This window comes from Roseibium sp. (genome assembly GCF_025698965.1).
Taxonomy (GTDB): domain Bacteria; phylum Pseudomonadota; class Alphaproteobacteria; order Rhizobiales; family Stappiaceae; genus Roseibium.
Genome location: NZ_JAILWL010000120.1, coordinates 1 through 14,211, shown reverse-complemented (window position 1 = coordinate 14,211; position 14,211 = coordinate 1). Strand labels below are relative to the sequence as shown.

Here is a 14,211-nt window from a genome sequence, read left to right as displayed (position 1 = left end):
GCCCCGACACCACCGCGCTCTTGAGCTGCTGGAGGATTGGAAAAGTTTCCGGAGCCGGACGAACGCGATCCCGAGCCGGATGAAGACGTCCCGGTCGCTGATGATCCAGATGTCGACGAAGTCGCAGAGCCCTTTTGGGTCGCAGAGGACGACGTTGAGCTAGAATCTGAGGAGGCATCGGGCTTTCCGGCAGCAGTTGAGGCGGTTGCTTTCGGTGCTGTGGACGATGTCGCGCTCGCAGATGCCGGTTTACTGCCTGCAGTCGATGTCGCGGTTTTAGCCGTCGACGATGAAGACGCTGGAGACGCAGAACCACTGCGCGCAGAACTTGAACCAGGAGTGCTGCTGCTTGCGGTCCTGTCCATACCGACAGGCTTGGAACCGCTTGACTTGGCATCTGCCGACGCCTTGTCGCCCGACTTCGGTACGCTCGATTTGGACGACGCACTTTCTGGCTTCGCGCCTACTTTTTCCGCCTTCAAATCGATGGTCACAGGACGTTTGGCTGTTCCGGATGAAGAAGACGTGGTCTTGCTGCCGGGCTTATCCGATGAACCGGATCCGCTTCCTCCTGATGAGGATGCTCCGCCAGAAGATTTGTTGTCCGTCGCCATCTGATCTCCTCCTGAACCCTATCCGGTTCCACACCTTCACTATACACACCTGATTGCGAAGCGATACCGCTGCAACAGAGACAATTGCGCGCTGCAAAAACAACGACTCCCCCGGATCTGGTTAACACTCCGCTAATGCCAGATCCAAGAGCGATTTTTCGCAGGGCGCAGTCGCAACATGCACCCTCATATAATCAGATAAGGGCTTTGCCGCCTGACGCGAGATGCTGTAAATCGACAAACTGGAAAAAATGTGATCGAGCCCGTACGCCTTTAGCAGCAGGATCAGCGCCTCGGCCGTCCGCTTCGAGAAAACCAACACGCCGTCATAGGCACCGGACCGCAGGTTCTGAACTACATCGACGGGCAATTCCCCGGCTTGCTCCATTTCATACACAACGACCGGAACGCAGGAAACGTTCCCTTCTGCCAGAAACCCTTCCAGATCACCTGCACGGTCGCGAGCCATGGGATAGAGCACGGCACCACCTTGTAGTTGATCCCGGTGCTGCAGGATCACCTGACCAAGATCGTCAACATCTCCATTCGCCGAAACAATGTTTGCAAAGCCCGATTCCCGGCAGGTTGCCGCCGTTTTGCTACCGACAGAGAAAACCGGCAGCTTCCGTACCACCTCAAATTGCGCATGTGCCGCGACAACGCTCACAGCACGCCGGCTTGTAAATGCAAGCGCCGACACGGTCTCAAGATCGAATTGCTCTGGCGCTGCGCCGCGAAACAGAAGCAACGGTGATTCGTCGGCAACATGCCCCATGGCCCGCAACTTGTCGGCAGTTCGGCGGCAGTCGGGCTGCGGTCGTGTTACCAGAAAGCGCATATGCTCAATGCTCGGTCAGGAAACCGGGCCCCATTCTGGCCTTCAATGCTTCACCAACGGATCGACCGATCTGAATGGCATCAGATGCAGCACCCGTTTCTTCCGCCTCATGCACTTCGGACCCGTCCGGTTTTAACACAATGCCTCTGAAATGCAGCGTATCGCCGGCGAGAACCGCAAGACCACCGATCGGCGTCCGGCAGGAGCCGTCGAGCACGGCCAGAAATGCTCTTTCAGCATCTAGCCGAACCTGCGTCTCCGGATCGTGGATTGCAGCGAGTTTCTCGAGTGTCGCCTCATCATTTTCCCGGCTTTCGATACAGATCGCCCCCTGTCCAACCGCCGGCAGAAATTCTTCGACACTCAGGTGACTGGTGATTTCGTGTTCAAGACCAAGCCTGTTCAGGCCTGCGGTCGCCAGGAGTGTGGCATCCACCTCGCCTTCAGCCAGTTTACGCAGTCGTGTCTGAAGATTACCGCGATACATGACAACTTCAATATCCGGCCGCAGCTTCTTGATCATGGCCTGACGCCGCAAGGAACTCGACCCGACCACGGCGCCCTGGGGCAGATCCGCCAGGGTCTTCGCCTTGGGGGACAAAAAGGCATCCCGGACATCTTCTCGCGGCAGAAAGGCGGTCAGCGCCAGTCCGTCCGGCAGCACCGTCGGCATATCCTTCGAGGAATGCACGGCAAGGTCGATCCGGCCATCCAGCAGGGCTTCTTCAATCTCCTTGGTGAAAAGCCCTTTCCCACCGACTTCCGACAGAGGCCTGTCCTGTATCCGGTCACCCGAAGTCTTGATCACGACGATTTCGAAGGCATCTTCAGACAGGCCGTGCGCGGCCATCAATCGTTCGCGTGTTTCATGCGCCTGTGCCAGCGCCAGCGCGCTTCCCCGGGTTCCGATGCGCAAAGGATTTGATTGCAAGGTTTACCGTCCAGATGTTACGCCCGGCTTAGAAAGCATCGGGTACAAAATTGTCTCTCGTTCATATGTCCTATCACAGGCCACCGCTGAAAGATAAATGACCTCAGTCAAATCAAAAGACAATGCGACCAATCTGACGGTCCTGGGAATTGAAACCAGTTGCGACGAGACGGCGGCCGCTGTGGTCCAGGGACCGGTGCACAGGAAAATTCTCTCAAACACAATTCGCTCGCAGATTGACGAACACACCGAATTCGGCGGTGTGGTGCCGGAAATTGCAGCTCGGGCCCATATTGAAATTCTGGACCGGATTGTCGGGGAAGCCATGCACGAGGCTGGCTGTAGTTGGGATGATATCGATGCGGTAGCCGCAACCGCCGGCCCCGGCCTGATCGGCGGTGTGATCGTCGGTTTCATGACGGCCAAGGCAATCGCCATGGCTGCAGGCAAGACGTTGATTGGCGTCAACCATCTCGAAGGCCACGCCCTGACGGCCCGGTTGACTGATGATCTGGAGTTTCCGTTCCTCCTGTTGCTTGTCTCCGGGGGGCATAGCCAGTTCCTGCTTGTCCGCGGTGTCGGCGATTACGAGCGCCTCGGCACAACCATTGACGACGCCATAGGTGAAGCTTTCGACAAGACCGCCAAGCTGCTTGGCTTGCCTTACCCTGGCGGACCGCATGTAGAGAAAATGGCGACCAAGGGGGATGTCACCCGGTTCAAACTGCCACGACCGCTGCTCGACCGGCCGGGACTGGACATGTCCTTTGCCGGTTTGAAAACCGCCCTCAGAACCCAGGCGAAGAAACTCGAACCGGTGGACGAACAAACCATCGCCGACCTGTGCGCCGCGTTTCAAAGATCCGTGTCCGACGTTCTGGCGGTACGAACAAGATCGGCACTGGACCTCTTCCGTGACCGGCACCCAGACGCCGAACCCGTGATTGTCGTTGCCGGCGGTGTCGCGGCCAATCAGGAAATCAGGACAGCGCTCACTTCGGCGGCAGATGCCGCTGACGCGCGCTTCATCGCCCCGCCGTTGGCGCTATGCACCGACAATGCCGCCATGATTGCCTGGGCCGGTATCGAGCGGATGCAAATTGGCCCTGTTGACGACATGGCCCTTGCTCCGCGCCCGCGCTGGCCTCTGGATTCGGCAAATGCCGGTGTTCTGGGAGCAGGAAAGAAGGGGGCAAAGGTCTGAGAATTTCAATCACCGTTCATAAATGAGCCCTTTTGCGCAGGCAGGGAGCCTGTTAGGAAACTCGTGTTTTCCGAAAAGGATTTTGAAACATGCGTGTTTACCACAAGGCCTATGTCTACCTGACCTGCGGCACGGACCTGCTTGTGTTTGACGAACCGGACACACCTTATCTGGGCATGCAGGTTCCCGGCGGCACTGTTGATCCGGGCGAAAGTTTCCTACACGGCGCAATGCGGGAATTTGAAGAAGAAACCGGACTAAAACTCGACGCTGCCTTTGATCATTTTTCTGATCAGGACATCCCCTTCGAAACAATTCCACCGGTCGGGCAATTCAGACCCGCCCCGGACCGCCCGTTGCTCGGTCGTCACATCAGGCGGAACTATCACGTCGGTGTCTCACAGCGTCCCAAGGAAGAGTGGGAGCATTACGAGATGTTCCCCAGTAGTGGAAACGCTCCAATTCGATATCGTTTTTTCTGGCTCGATCTCTTCAGTCAAAAGGCACAGGACCAAGAGAATTTTTTCGCTGCTTTCGGACCACCTCTTGAAACATTGCGCCAGCGCCTGCCGCGATTGAAGAATGCAGCCTGACAACTTTTCCGCAATGTCAGATCAGGAAACGGAATTTCTACGGTGAAAATCTACCACAAGGCCTATGTTTATCTGACCTGCGGTACCGAACTTCTGGTGTTTTCCGAACCTGACCATCCGGAGATTGGCCTGCAGGTTCCCGGCGGAACGTTGGATTCGGGTGAAAGCTATCTGCAGGGTGCAAAGCGCGAATTCGCTGAGGAAACCGGACTGTCACTGGACATCGCACTCGAACCTTTGGTTGATCGAGACCACATATTTGAAAATGTTCCCGACTGTCTCGACGGATTGCATCGCAGACGGCATTTTCACGGCTGTATCCGTGAAAAACCCGCTGAGGAGTGGGAACATTTTGAAACAACGCCAAGTGCAGGCGGTCCGCCCATACGCTTCCGGCTGTTTTGGCTGGACTTGTTCGCGGGTGAACCGCTTTCGCAGTCTCTCTTCTTTGAGGGCTTTGGATTTCCGCTTGAAACACTGAAGTTGCGCATGGAAAGGCAGATCGATGGGTGCCATTAACAAGGTCGGCGTTATCGGAGGCGGAGCCTGGGGAACTGCATTGGCCTTGACGGCAGCTCGGGCTGGTAGGGATGTGGTGCTGTGGGCCCGCGATCCTGGAACCGTGTCCGACATCCGGGCAAGGCGGCAAAACACCCGGTATCTTCCGGGCATCACCTTTGACGAAGAACTCAATGCCACCGACAAGCTGGACGAAGTCGTCGGTACCGACGCGATCCTGCTGGTCACTCCGGCCCAGACTACACGCGCCATGCTGAGCGCTATCAAGGATGCAGGAGAGGTCCGAGGCCCGATCGTCCTGTGCGCCAAGGGCATAGAACAATCCACCGGCAAACTGCTTTCAACCGTCATGAGCGAGGAACTGCCCGGGGTCGATCCCGGTGTGCTCTCCGGCCCGAGCTTTGCTGACGATGTGGCCCGTGGTTTGCCGACCGCAGTTACAGTTGCGGCAAATTCCAACGACCTGGCCCACAATCTCTGTAAAGCGCTGCAATCCCCGTGCTTCCGGCCCTATGCCTCGACCGATGTTCTGGGAACTCAGATCGGTGGTGCCTTGAAAAACGTGCTGGCGATCGCCTGTGGCGCTGTTGTCGGCCGCAAGTTGGGCGCCAGCGCTCAGGCTGCTTTGACGGCTCGAGGATTTGCCGAACTGACGAGGGTCGGCACGGCAATGGGGGCACAGGGAGAAACCCTCACCGGCCTTTCCGGCCTTGGCGATCTGGTTTTGACCTGTTCCTCTTCACAGTCCCGCAATTTTTCCTTTGGCGTCCGTCTCGGCGAAGGTTTCATGGCATCGGAGCTGATTGCCGCCGGCGGCAAATTGGCGGAAGGCGCCTATTCGGCCCGCGTGGCGGTCAAGCTGGCGGAACGATACGGCATCGAACTTCCAATCTGCGCAACGGTCGCGAAGATGATCGATGACAATCTTTCGATTGACGACGCTCTCAACACTTTGATGGCCAGGCCTTTGAAATCTGAAACGGAAAGCGTCTGAACTTCCTTTTCCGGCATTGAGTTTCCGAATTCTCGGCCCTAGGTTCTGTGAAGTTTCGACAACCAGAGGTCCTCTTACATGCTTTACGCCTTGATCTGTACCGACAAGCCTCACGCGCTGCAGGTTCGTCTCGACAACCGCAATGCCCATCTTGAATTTCTCAAAGGACTCGGCAACGGCCTGAAGGCTGCGGGCCCCTTTCTGGATGATGACGGCAACATGACGGGTTCTTTGGTGGTAATCGAGGCTTCCAACCGGGATGAAGCTCTTGCGATCTCCCAGGAAGACCCTTACGCACAAGCCGGATTGTTCGAAAGCGTCGAAATCCGTCCATGGAACTGGGTAGTCAAGAATCCGGAGACAACATAAGTGCAATACTGGCTGATCAAATCCGAACCGGACAAGTGGTCCTGGGAACAGCAAAAAGCCAAAGGCGACGCCGGTGAAGAATGGGACGGCATCCGCAATTACCAGGCACGCAACAACATGCGGGCAATGGAAATCGGCGACAAGGCCTTCTTCTACCATTCCAACATCGGCAAGGAAGTTGTTGGCGTGGTGGAAGTCTGCAGCGAGATTCACCCCGACAGCACCACCGACGATCCCCGTTGGGAGTGCGTCGACTTCAAGGCCGTCCGCGATATTCCCAAGCCCGTCACGCTAGCAGATGTGAAAGCCGAGCCACGTCTGGCAAACATGGCGCTTGTGACCTCCATGCGCCTGTCCGTTCAACCGGTAACCGAGGCTGAATGGAAAGTTGTTTGCGAAATGGGCGGACTGAAAAAACCAGCCTGAGCGAACCGGCCTGAAACTCGTCAGGCTTCGGCATGTCGGAGGGCGCATGCCCCAAATTACTGATCCCGCCGAATTCATCCGCCGGGAAACCAAGGTGAAACCTGTCCCGCATGCGGAAGAAATTCTGCTGCATGTTGCCGATGAAGCAATGGACATGTGGCTGAAAACGGAAGAGGAATTGGGCGAGCTCGGCCTTGCTCCGCCATTCTGGGCCTTCGCGTGGGCCGGAGGCCAGGGGCTTGCCCGTTACATTTTGGACACCCCTGAGCTGGTTGCCGGAAAAAGGGTGCTGGACTTTGCCTGTGGCTCCGGATTGGTCGGCATTGCAGCAATGAAGGCAGGGGCTGCTTCCTGCCATGCGGTGGACATCGATCCGTTTGCTTTGACTGCGGCGGAATTGAATGCGGCTCTGAACGGAGTTGTGCTCAGTTTTGAAACTGCCGACATTACCGCGGCAGCGCTCCCGGAAGCCGACATGGTTTTTTGCGGTGACGTTTTTTACGACAGGGTCATGGCAGACAGCGTACTGTGCTTTCTTGACCGATTGCAGGACAGGAACATTGAGATCTTGATTGGCGACCCCGGCCGGTCTTACCTGCCAAAATCCCGCCTGACCGAGCTTGCGACTTATTCGGTTCCGGTTGTCGGCGCGCTGGAAGATAACGAGATCAAACGTACCGGTGTCTTCCGTGTGGAGAAAATTTAATCCTGCGCAGAACCATTTTCCGAACCGCTGTTGCGATTTGCAACTAATCGCAAAAGTTTTCCTCTTTTGGCACTTTCCCTTTCCGCCACTTGCGATAGTTTAGCCGCAAACGCATCCATTGCGTTCTTATTCAGTGGTGTTCCCGAGGAGTTCTTTATGCCCATCGTAAACCGCCTTGCTGATCTGGCTGACGAGATCACGGTCTGGCGCCGCGATATTCACGAAAACCCGGAAATTCTCTACGAGACAGTCCGCACGGCCGGCAAGGTTGCCGAACTTCTGGAAAGCTTCGGCGTGGATGAAATCGCCACCGGCATCGGCAAGACCGGTGTCGTCGGTGTCATCAAGGGTAAAAATGGCGGCAAGGGCAGAACCATCGGTCTGCGTGCCGACATGGACGCATTGCCGATAGAAGAAGCAACCCGCAAATCCTATGCCTCGAAAGTACCCGGAAAGATGCATGCCTGTGGCCATGACGGCCATACTGCGATGCTCCTGGGAGCGGCGAAATATCTGGCCGAGACCCGCAATTTCGACGGTACGGTGGTCGTTATCTTCCAACCTGCCGAAGAAGGCGGCGCCGGTGCGAAGGCCATGATCGACGACGGATTGTTGACCCGCTGGCCAATTGATGAAGTCTACGGCATGCACAATTATCCGGGCATGCCTGTGGGCGAATTCGCCATCCGCAAGGGGCCGATCATGGCTGCAACGGACGAATTCCGCATCACCATCACCGGCAAGGGCGGCCACGCAGCCAAACCGCACCAGACCATCGACCCGGTGGTCATCGGCTCGAAAATGGTTTCCGTTCTGCAGACGATCGCCAGCCGCAATGCCAATCCGCTTGATTCGGTCGTGGTCTCGGTCACCGTGTTTGAAGCTGGCAATGCCTTCAACGTCATTCCGCAGGAAGCAACGCTGCGCGGCACGGTGCGAACCCTGAGTCCGGAAATGAGGGATCTCGCCGAAAACCGCATGAAAAACATCGTCAAGTCCATTGCCGAAGCATTCGATGCCTCCGCCGAGCTGCATTTTCGTCGCGGGTATCCGGTAACGGCCAACCATGATGAACAGACCGATTTTGCCGCCGAGATCGCCGAAGGCATCGCCGGTCAGGGCAAGGTTGACCGGAACATCGAACCGATGATGGGCGGCGAAGACTTCTCCTATATGCTTGAAGAACGACCCGGAGCCTTCATTTTCGCCGGCAATGGCGATTCCGCGGGACTTCATCACCCCGAATACGACTTCAACGACGAGCTGATACCGGTGGGCTGTTCCTACTGGGTGAAACTGGTCGAAACGGCGCTCCCCGCAGCGGCCTGACAGAAATCATGATAAGAAGACGCCGGTTCCGACCGGCGTTTTTGTTTAGGTTCTCCTCAAATGTCCCTTTCACCGTTCAAGCATTCATTTCTGGCGGCCTACCTTGTGGTTGGTGCGTTTGTCGGCGTTCTCGTCATCCACCCGTTGAACCTGATCGTCATCTGGTGGGAGATCTCCCGCAATCCTGAAATCACCCCGACCCTCTTTGAATTTCTCTCCGCACGTCTCTGGTTGATCCTGTTGCCCAGGCATCTGGACGTCGCGGTTGCCTATACGCTGGTTGGTGCAATCGTCGGTCTGGCATTCGGCCTCTTCAGCAGGAACTACATGCGAACAACCGAGGCTTACCGGTCCTTGCGAGAAGAACAGACGGTACTGATCCCCAATCTGATGCGAAAGGGTGAGACAGACCGGGTCGAATTCAAGTCCTCTCTGCGCTGGGACATGAAGGAAAACCGCGTTAATCGGGGACTTGAAAGAGTAATCGCAAAAACCATTGCCGGGTTCTTCAATGCCGAAGGTGGCAATCTGCTTGTCGGCGTCGATGACAACGGCGACGCGCTCGGACTGGAAAAAGATCTGTCGACCCTGAAAAATCCGGATCTCGATGCTTTCGAGCGTACGGTCAACGACGTTGTCTCCAAAAACCTCGGCGGAGACCTATGCCCATTCATCCATACGGTTTTTGCAAAAATCGAGATGAAGGACGTCGCAATGATCATAATCCGGCCCGCTCCCCGCGCGGTCTATATGGAGGAAGGCAAGGCCTCGATCTTCTATGTCCGCAGCGGCAATTCCACCCGTCAGCTCGACGTTCGCGAAGCCCTGAGCTACGCCAAATCGCGCTGGGCCTGACTATATGAGCCTGCTTGCACTATTCTTGCCCGACCAGATCAGTCACCTTTCCTCCATCATCCTGATAATCGTCAGCTTTTTCACCTCCGCGCTGACTGCGGCCGTAGGTCTTGGCGGCGGTGTTGCGCTGATTGCCGCAATGGCAACCTTGATGCCGCCCAGCGCCCTTGTTCCCGTCCATGGAGCTGTCCAGATCGGCTCCAACACGGGAAGGGCACTTGTTCAGCTGAAGCATGTCGACTGGCTGATCGTTCTCTGGTTTACCTCCGGCGCCATATTCGGAGCCGCAATCGGCGGTTCGATTGCGGTCGAACTGCCCCCGGAGATCCTCAGAGCCGGCATTGGCGTTTTTGTGCTCTGGGTGATTTGGGGAAAGACTCCGAAATTCGGCAGGGCACCGAAAAAAGCGATGGCGATTGCCGGACTGGCTTCCACCTTCCTGTCCATGTTTTTCGGAGCAGCCGGTCCTATCGGCGGTGCCGTATTGTCGACGCTCGGCCTGACCCGTCACGGTTTCGTCGCCAACCAGGCAGTCGCCGCAACGGTGATGCATGTCTTCAAGATCATCGCATTTGGCGCTCTTGGCTTTGCCTTCGCACCCTGGGCGGGTCTGATCGTGCTGATGATCCTCAGCGGCTTTCTGGGAACGCTTTCTGGCAGTCGGCTGCTCGGCAAGATGGACGAAAAAACCTTCAAGACAGGTTTTAAATGGGTGATGACACTGCTCGCACTGAATCTGTTCTGGCAGGCGGGAAGAGGGTTTTTCTAACGCACTCGACCCGTTTTGGTCTTGCTTGACACTTCCGAATGCAAAACTTGAGTTCTTCGCAACTGGCCTCACCTTGAAAGAAACGGGCTGACGCGGTAACTCAGCGCGATCGGTTTTTCTTATTATGCGGGATGGAGCGTCCATGGCCTCTCAAAATCTTCTGCTTTTGCCGGGTGACGGCATCGGCCCGGAAATCATGAAGGAAGTCAAAAAGGTTATTGCCTGGTTCAACGAAAACGGTGGCATGGCCTTTGAGACCAGCGAAGGCCTTGTCGGCGGATCGGCCTATGATGCGCATGGTCAGTCGATCTCCGAAGAGGACATGGCCAAGGCCATGGCGGCGGATGCTGTTATTTTCGGCGCCGTCGGTGGTCCCAAATGGGATGATGTTCCTTATGAAGTGCGCCCCGAAGCAGGTCTTTTGCGTCTGCGCAAGGATATGCAGCTCTTTGCTAACCTGCGCCCCGCAATCTGTTATCCGGCTCTTGCCGATGCCTCGTCCCTGAAGAAGGACGTTATCGAAGGCCTCGACATCCTGATCGTGCGTGAACTGACCGGCGGTGTCTATTTCGGTGAACCAAAGGAAATCACCGACCTTGGCAACGGTCAGAAGCGCGGTGTCGATACACAGGTTTACGACACCTACGAAATCGAGCGAATTTCCAAGGTTGCCTTCGAACTTGCCCGCACGCGGGACAACAAGGTCACGTCCATGGAAAAACGGAACGTGATGAAATCCGGGGTTCTTTGGAACGAAGTCGTCACCCAGACACACAACAATGGCTATCAGGATGTTCAGCTTGAACACATGCTTGCCGACGCTGGCGGCATGCAGCTTGTCCGCTGGCCGAAGCAGTTCGACGTCATCGTGACCGACAACCTGTTCGGTGACATGCTGTCCGACGTTGCTGCCATGCTGACCGGTTCGCTCGGCATGTTGCCGTCCGCGTCGCTTGGTGCTCCGGACGACGCTACCGGCAAACGAAAGGCACTTTACGAGCCGGTCCATGGCTCCGCGCCGGATATTGCCGGGACGGGCGCTGCCAATCCGATTGCGATGATCGCCAGCTTCGGCATGGCTCTGCGCTACTCCTTCGAGGAAGTGGAAGCTGCCGACAAACTGGACAAGGCAATTGCCAACGCGCTGGACAAAGGCCTGAGAACCAAGGACATCGCGGCAGAAGGCGAGGCAACCATCACAACCGCCGAAATGGGTGACGCAATCGTTGCTGAACTGAACGCCTTGAGTGCGTAGATTTAAAACGCCATTTGCACATCTGGCCGCCAGCGAGTATCTCGTTGGCGGCTTTTTTTATCCGGAAACAAAGATCAGATGATCGAAGACAAAATCGCGCCGTTCCTCGGCACCTGGATTCTCGATACGGACGCAAGCGACTTCGAGCAGGGTGAACCGCCGAAAAGCGCCACGCTGAAGATAGAAGACAATTTCGGCATGGCGATTTTCACCATGAACCAGGTTTCAACCGACGGCGAAGTGACCAACGACACGTTCGAAGCCGTGCCTGATGGTCCCGAAGTCAAACTGGGCAAAAGCGGATTGGTCGACGCCATGCGTCTGGTATTTCAGGACAACCGCAACCTGGTGTCCGAGGCCCGCCGCGGCGGCCTGACAATCATGAAGGCGGAGCGGGAACTCTCCGACGATGGCCTGACATTGACCGTGACCCAAACGGTGCATCTGGTCGATGTCGCAAGCTTCAAGAACATCTCCGTCTATCGCAAGGCGCAATAGGAACGATTTATCGATGAAACAGACAATCGGCGCTATTGCCCTCATCGTTCCCGATTACGATGCAGCCATTGAGTTCTATGTCAAAAAACTCAACTTCGATCTGATAGAAGACACCACTCTTTCACAGGACAAGCGCTGGGTTCTGGTTGCCCCCAAGGGCAGCTCCGAAACCCGCCTCCTGCTCGCCAAGGCGGATGGAGCCGAACAGTCGGCCGCAATCGGTTGTCAGGCAGGTGGCCGTGTCTTTCTGTTCTTGAAAACGGATGATTTCGACCGGGATCATAAGGCTATGACAAGTAAAGGCGTCGCCTTCCTGGAGGAACCAAGATCCGAGCCTTACGGCAAGGTGGCGGTGTTCCAGGATCCGTTCGGTAACAAATGGGACCTGATCCAGCATTCCTGATCGGGTTCAGGGATCCAGTGTTCCAATGAGCTAGTCAGTTCCGGCCTGCCACCTATTGCCGGTTGATCACCAGCAAGCTCAATCCGAGAGTTACGACCCCGATACCGATCCACTCCAGCACATCCGGCACTTCCCCGAGGACCGGAATTGCAAACACGGCAGCCGAGGCCGGAACTGCCGCGGAAAACCCGGCTGTTGCCGTTGGTCCCAGATGTGTTGCTGCCAACGCAAACATGATGACAGCCGCAATTCCAGGACCCAGTCCCTGGTAAAGAGCCTGGAACAGGATCGTCGGAAGGCCCGTCTCGGCCAAACCAGACGGCAGGAACATCAACCAGATCGGCACAAACACAAAGGCATTGGGCACATTGACCAGCGCGAGGGCCTGTCTAGGCGACACTTTCCAGTAGCGAACACCAAAAATGTAAATTGCGAGAACCGCTGACGCGGCCAGAAACAGGATGACGCCGAATAGGATGCTCTTCTGACTTCCAGCAAATCCTGCGCTGCCCACAAGTGCGGCACCGGCGACGATTACCGAAAGACCGACGAATTGAGACTTGCCCGGGAGGCTCGCGGAAAAAACCGCGACCAGCACGACGGTGAAGACAGGAAGAGACCCGTTTGCAAAGACACCGGCATAAGCAGCCGAGGTTTCGTTCAATCCCCAGTACATCAGCAACGAATAGATGATACCGGGACCGCACAGGGACATGAGAAGGACGGCCTTCCAAGGCAGATGACGTGGCCACCACTTCCACACAAATGGCAGTGTGATACCCCCGGCAACCAGAAACCTGAGACCTGTCATATCCATTGCAGTGAGATTTGTCTGAACCCCGGCCCGCGAAAACACGATGAAACCCGACCAGACCAGGAGAACGCCGACAGCGCAGGCAATGCCCAGATTTCGGTTCTGTGCTACTGGATCCTGTTTTTCCAAGTGAGTGCCCGTCCCCGATATTTCTTGGATTCCCGTTATGAAGTCGCTTCTTCCTGAAGCGCGCTAATTGCCCGCCACATCATTTCCATGAATTGCTTCTTCTCTTCGTCCGAAAAATCCTTCAGGGCAATCGCATTTGTCTCCTGCGCGGCCAAGATGGCAGGTTTCTCCAATGCTTTGGCCGCTTCGGTCAGGTAAATGAGCTGAACCCGCCCGTCGTCTTCGGACGGTCTTCGGTTAATCAGACCATCCCGCTCCATCCGGGAAAGCGTGTTCGCCAACGTGGCCTGCTCGATATCAAGCAGCTGAATCAATTCCTTTTGCGATCTCCCGTCTTTCGACCAGAGCGCCAGCAAAGCCGGAAACTGACCTGTCATGAGACCAAGCGGTTTGATGCGACGCTGAAGACCCGCCACAAAAAGGCGAGCCATGTGGTTGGTCAGATATCCGGTGGACGAGTCTTTTTCAAAGGTCATCTCTTGCATATACAATATACAGCTCACTATATAAATAAATATAGCTTGCTATTTAAAGGAGATTACGATGTTTTCAAAAGTGACCCGCAGAGCCCTTAACCTGACCGCGGCCGCCGCATTGCTGGGTTTCGCCGCAGCGCCCGCCAAGGCAGATGAAACTGAAAAAGTTGAACCCGTGACCCTGATCAATGCCTTTGAAGTGTCTGCTGGCCAGCTGGAGGAAACCATCTTGTTTTGGGAAAAGGCGAGGGATTTTCTTCAAACGCAGCCCGGCTACATCTCAACTCGCTTGCACCAATCGTTGTCCCCCGATGCAAAATTCCAGTTGGTGAATGTTGCCCTCTGGGAAAGCCCGGAAGCTTTTCAATCCGCTACCCAAAAGATGCGTGACAGCGGACTGGGTTCCGGCAAGCGGGAAAATGTCTTCCACGCTGCCCTTTACAAAGTCGTTCGAACAGACGCGAGGAACTAGTCATGTCGGTAGCAGCA

Annotated in this window: 19 protein-coding genes; 15 read left to right on the top strand and 4 right to left on the bottom strand. The window is 56.1% G+C overall.

What is annotated here, in order from left to right; translation table 11 throughout:
- Positions 1-36: 36 nt before the first annotated feature.
- Positions 37-618, top strand: a complete 582-nt coding sequence (locus tag K5905_RS11885) for a hypothetical protein (protein WP_297583983.1) — start codon at positions 37-39, stop codon at positions 616-618.
- A gap of 117 nt (positions 619-735) precedes the next feature.
- Here K5905_RS11885 and K5905_RS11880 read toward each other — a convergent pair whose 3' ends face one another.
- Complete coding sequence (locus tag K5905_RS11880) at positions 736-1,452, bottom strand: uroporphyrinogen-III synthase (protein WP_297583980.1); 717 nt, start codon at positions 1,450-1,452, stop codon at positions 736-738.
- Positions 1,453-1,456: 4 nt separating this feature from the next.
- Positions 1,457-2,383, bottom strand: a complete 927-nt coding sequence (hemC, locus tag K5905_RS11875) for a hydroxymethylbilane synthase (RefSeq protein WP_297583977.1) — start codon at positions 2,381-2,383, stop codon at positions 1,457-1,459.
- Positions 2,384-2,516: 133 nt separating this feature from the next.
- Here hemC and tsaD point away from each other — a divergent pair, with 133 nt between their 5' ends.
- The 13 genes from tsaD to K5905_RS11810 all read left to right on the top strand — a co-directional run bounded on the left by tsaD (position 2,517) and on the right by K5905_RS11810 (position 12,303).
- The gene (tsaD, locus tag K5905_RS11870; RefSeq protein ID WP_297583989.1) at positions 2,517-3,587 is read left to right on the top strand and encodes a tRNA (adenosine(37)-N6)-threonylcarbamoyltransferase complex transferase subunit TsaD; all 1,071 of its coding nucleotides are present in this window, start codon (positions 2,517-2,519) and stop codon (positions 3,585-3,587) included.
- Between the two features lie 89 nt (positions 3,588-3,676).
- Positions 3,677-4,180: an NUDIX domain-containing protein gene (locus tag K5905_RS11865; RefSeq protein WP_297583974.1), complete on the top strand. Its 504-nt coding sequence runs from the start codon at positions 3,677-3,679 to the stop codon at positions 4,178-4,180.
- Positions 4,181-4,222: 42 nt separating this feature from the next.
- Positions 4,223-4,699: an NUDIX domain-containing protein gene (locus tag K5905_RS11860; protein ID WP_297583971.1), complete on the top strand. Its 477-nt coding sequence runs from the start codon at positions 4,223-4,225 to the stop codon at positions 4,697-4,699.
- Positions 4,686-5,693 carry an NAD(P)H-dependent glycerol-3-phosphate dehydrogenase gene (locus K5905_RS11855; RefSeq protein WP_297583969.1) on the top strand — a complete coding sequence of 336 codons (1,008 nt, stop codon included), beginning with the start codon at positions 4,686-4,688 and terminating at the stop codon, positions 5,691-5,693. The genes K5905_RS11860 and K5905_RS11855 overlap by 14 nt, the downstream gene beginning before the upstream one ends.
- 78 nt (positions 5,694-5,771) lie before the next feature.
- Complete coding sequence (locus K5905_RS11850) at positions 5,772-6,062, top strand: YciI-like protein (RefSeq protein ID WP_297583947.1); 291 nt, start codon at positions 5,772-5,774, stop codon at positions 6,060-6,062.
- Positions 6,063-6,488: an EVE domain-containing protein gene (locus tag K5905_RS11845; protein ID WP_297583945.1), complete on the top strand. Its 426-nt coding sequence runs from the start codon at positions 6,063-6,065 to the stop codon at positions 6,486-6,488.
- A gap of 46 nt (positions 6,489-6,534) precedes the next feature.
- The gene (locus K5905_RS11840) at positions 6,535-7,194 is read left to right on the top strand and encodes a methyltransferase (RefSeq protein WP_297583944.1); all 660 of its coding nucleotides are present in this window, start codon (positions 6,535-6,537) and stop codon (positions 7,192-7,194) included.
- A gap of 156 nt (positions 7,195-7,350) precedes the next feature.
- Entirely contained in the window at positions 7,351-8,523 is a 1,173-nt protein-coding gene (locus K5905_RS11835) for a M20 aminoacylase family protein (protein ID WP_297583942.1), read from the top strand.
- A 60-nt stretch (positions 8,524-8,583) separates the two neighbouring features.
- Positions 8,584-9,378 (top strand): helix-turn-helix domain-containing protein, encoded by a 795-nt coding sequence (locus K5905_RS11830; protein WP_297583940.1) that lies wholly within the window; start codon positions 8,584-8,586, stop codon positions 9,376-9,378.
- A gap of 4 nt (positions 9,379-9,382) precedes the next feature.
- Positions 9,383-10,147 carry a sulfite exporter TauE/SafE family protein gene (locus tag K5905_RS11825; protein ID WP_297583938.1) on the top strand — a complete coding sequence of 255 codons (765 nt, stop codon included), beginning with the start codon at positions 9,383-9,385 and terminating at the stop codon, positions 10,145-10,147.
- A gap of 142 nt (positions 10,148-10,289) precedes the next feature.
- Complete coding sequence (gene leuB / locus K5905_RS11820) at positions 10,290-11,402, top strand: 3-isopropylmalate dehydrogenase (RefSeq protein ID WP_297583937.1); 1,113 nt, start codon at positions 10,290-10,292, stop codon at positions 11,400-11,402.
- A 78-nt stretch (positions 11,403-11,480) separates the two neighbouring features.
- The gene (locus K5905_RS11815) at positions 11,481-11,900 is read left to right on the top strand and encodes a hypothetical protein (protein WP_297583935.1); all 420 of its coding nucleotides are present in this window, start codon (positions 11,481-11,483) and stop codon (positions 11,898-11,900) included.
- A gap of 13 nt (positions 11,901-11,913) precedes the next feature.
- Positions 11,914-12,303: a VOC family protein gene (locus tag K5905_RS11810; protein ID WP_297583934.1), complete on the top strand. Its 390-nt coding sequence runs from the start codon at positions 11,914-11,916 to the stop codon at positions 12,301-12,303.
- 52 nt (positions 12,304-12,355) lie between these two features.
- Here the strand turns inward: K5905_RS11810 and K5905_RS11805 are convergent, their stop codons facing one another.
- Together K5905_RS11805 and K5905_RS11800 are read right to left on the bottom strand one after the other, a co-directional pair.
- Positions 12,356-13,246 (bottom strand): DMT family transporter, encoded by an 891-nt coding sequence (locus K5905_RS11805; protein ID WP_297583931.1) that lies wholly within the window; start codon positions 13,244-13,246, stop codon positions 12,356-12,358.
- Between the two features lie 35 nt (positions 13,247-13,281).
- Entirely contained in the window at positions 13,282-13,731 is a 450-nt protein-coding gene (locus tag K5905_RS11800) for a MarR family winged helix-turn-helix transcriptional regulator (protein ID WP_297583987.1), read from the bottom strand.
- 58 nt (positions 13,732-13,789) lie between these two features.
- Here K5905_RS11800 and K5905_RS11795 point away from each other — a divergent pair, with 58 nt between their 5' ends.
- A complete protein-coding gene (locus K5905_RS11795; RefSeq protein WP_297583930.1) occupies positions 13,790-14,194 on the top strand; it encodes an antibiotic biosynthesis monooxygenase in 405 nt (134 codons plus the stop codon).
- The last annotated feature ends 17 nt before the right edge of the window (positions 14,195-14,211 follow it).

Excerpts from the sequence above, each read along its gene's own strand:
- K5905_RS11880 (WP_297583980.1), bottom strand. The coding sequence starts at position 1,452 with ATGCGCTTTCTGGTAACACGACCGCAGCCCGACTGCCGCCGAACTGCC.
- K5905_RS11865 (WP_297583974.1), top strand. The coding sequence starts at position 3,677 with ATGCGTGTTTACCACAAGGCCTATGTCTACCTGACCTGCGGCACGGAC.
- K5905_RS11855 (WP_297583969.1), top strand. The coding sequence starts at position 4,686 with ATGGGTGCCATTAACAAGGTCGGCGTTATCGGAGGCGGAGCCTGGGGA.
- K5905_RS11850 (WP_297583947.1), top strand. The coding sequence starts at position 5,772 with ATGCTTTACGCCTTGATCTGTACCGACAAGCCTCACGCGCTGCAGGTT.
- K5905_RS11840 (WP_297583944.1), top strand. The coding sequence starts at position 6,535 with ATGCCCCAAATTACTGATCCCGCCGAATTCATCCGCCGGGAAACCAAG.
- K5905_RS11835 (WP_297583942.1), top strand. The coding sequence starts at position 7,351 with ATGCCCATCGTAAACCGCCTTGCTGATCTGGCTGACGAGATCACGGTC.
- K5905_RS11830 (WP_297583940.1), top strand. The coding sequence starts at position 8,584 with ATGTCCCTTTCACCGTTCAAGCATTCATTTCTGGCGGCCTACCTTGTG.
- K5905_RS11825 (WP_297583938.1), top strand. The coding sequence starts at position 9,383 with ATGAGCCTGCTTGCACTATTCTTGCCCGACCAGATCAGTCACCTTTCC.
- leuB (WP_297583937.1), top strand. The coding sequence starts at position 10,290 with ATGGCCTCTCAAAATCTTCTGCTTTTGCCGGGTGACGGCATCGGCCCG.
- K5905_RS11815 (WP_297583935.1), top strand. The coding sequence starts at position 11,481 with ATGATCGAAGACAAAATCGCGCCGTTCCTCGGCACCTGGATTCTCGAT.
- K5905_RS11810 (WP_297583934.1), top strand. The coding sequence starts at position 11,914 with ATGAAACAGACAATCGGCGCTATTGCCCTCATCGTTCCCGATTACGAT.
- K5905_RS11800 (WP_297583987.1), bottom strand. The coding sequence starts at position 13,731 with ATGCAAGAGATGACCTTTGAAAAAGACTCGTCCACCGGATATCTGACC.
- K5905_RS11795 (WP_297583930.1), top strand. The coding sequence starts at position 13,790 with ATGTTTTCAAAAGTGACCCGCAGAGCCCTTAACCTGACCGCGGCCGCC.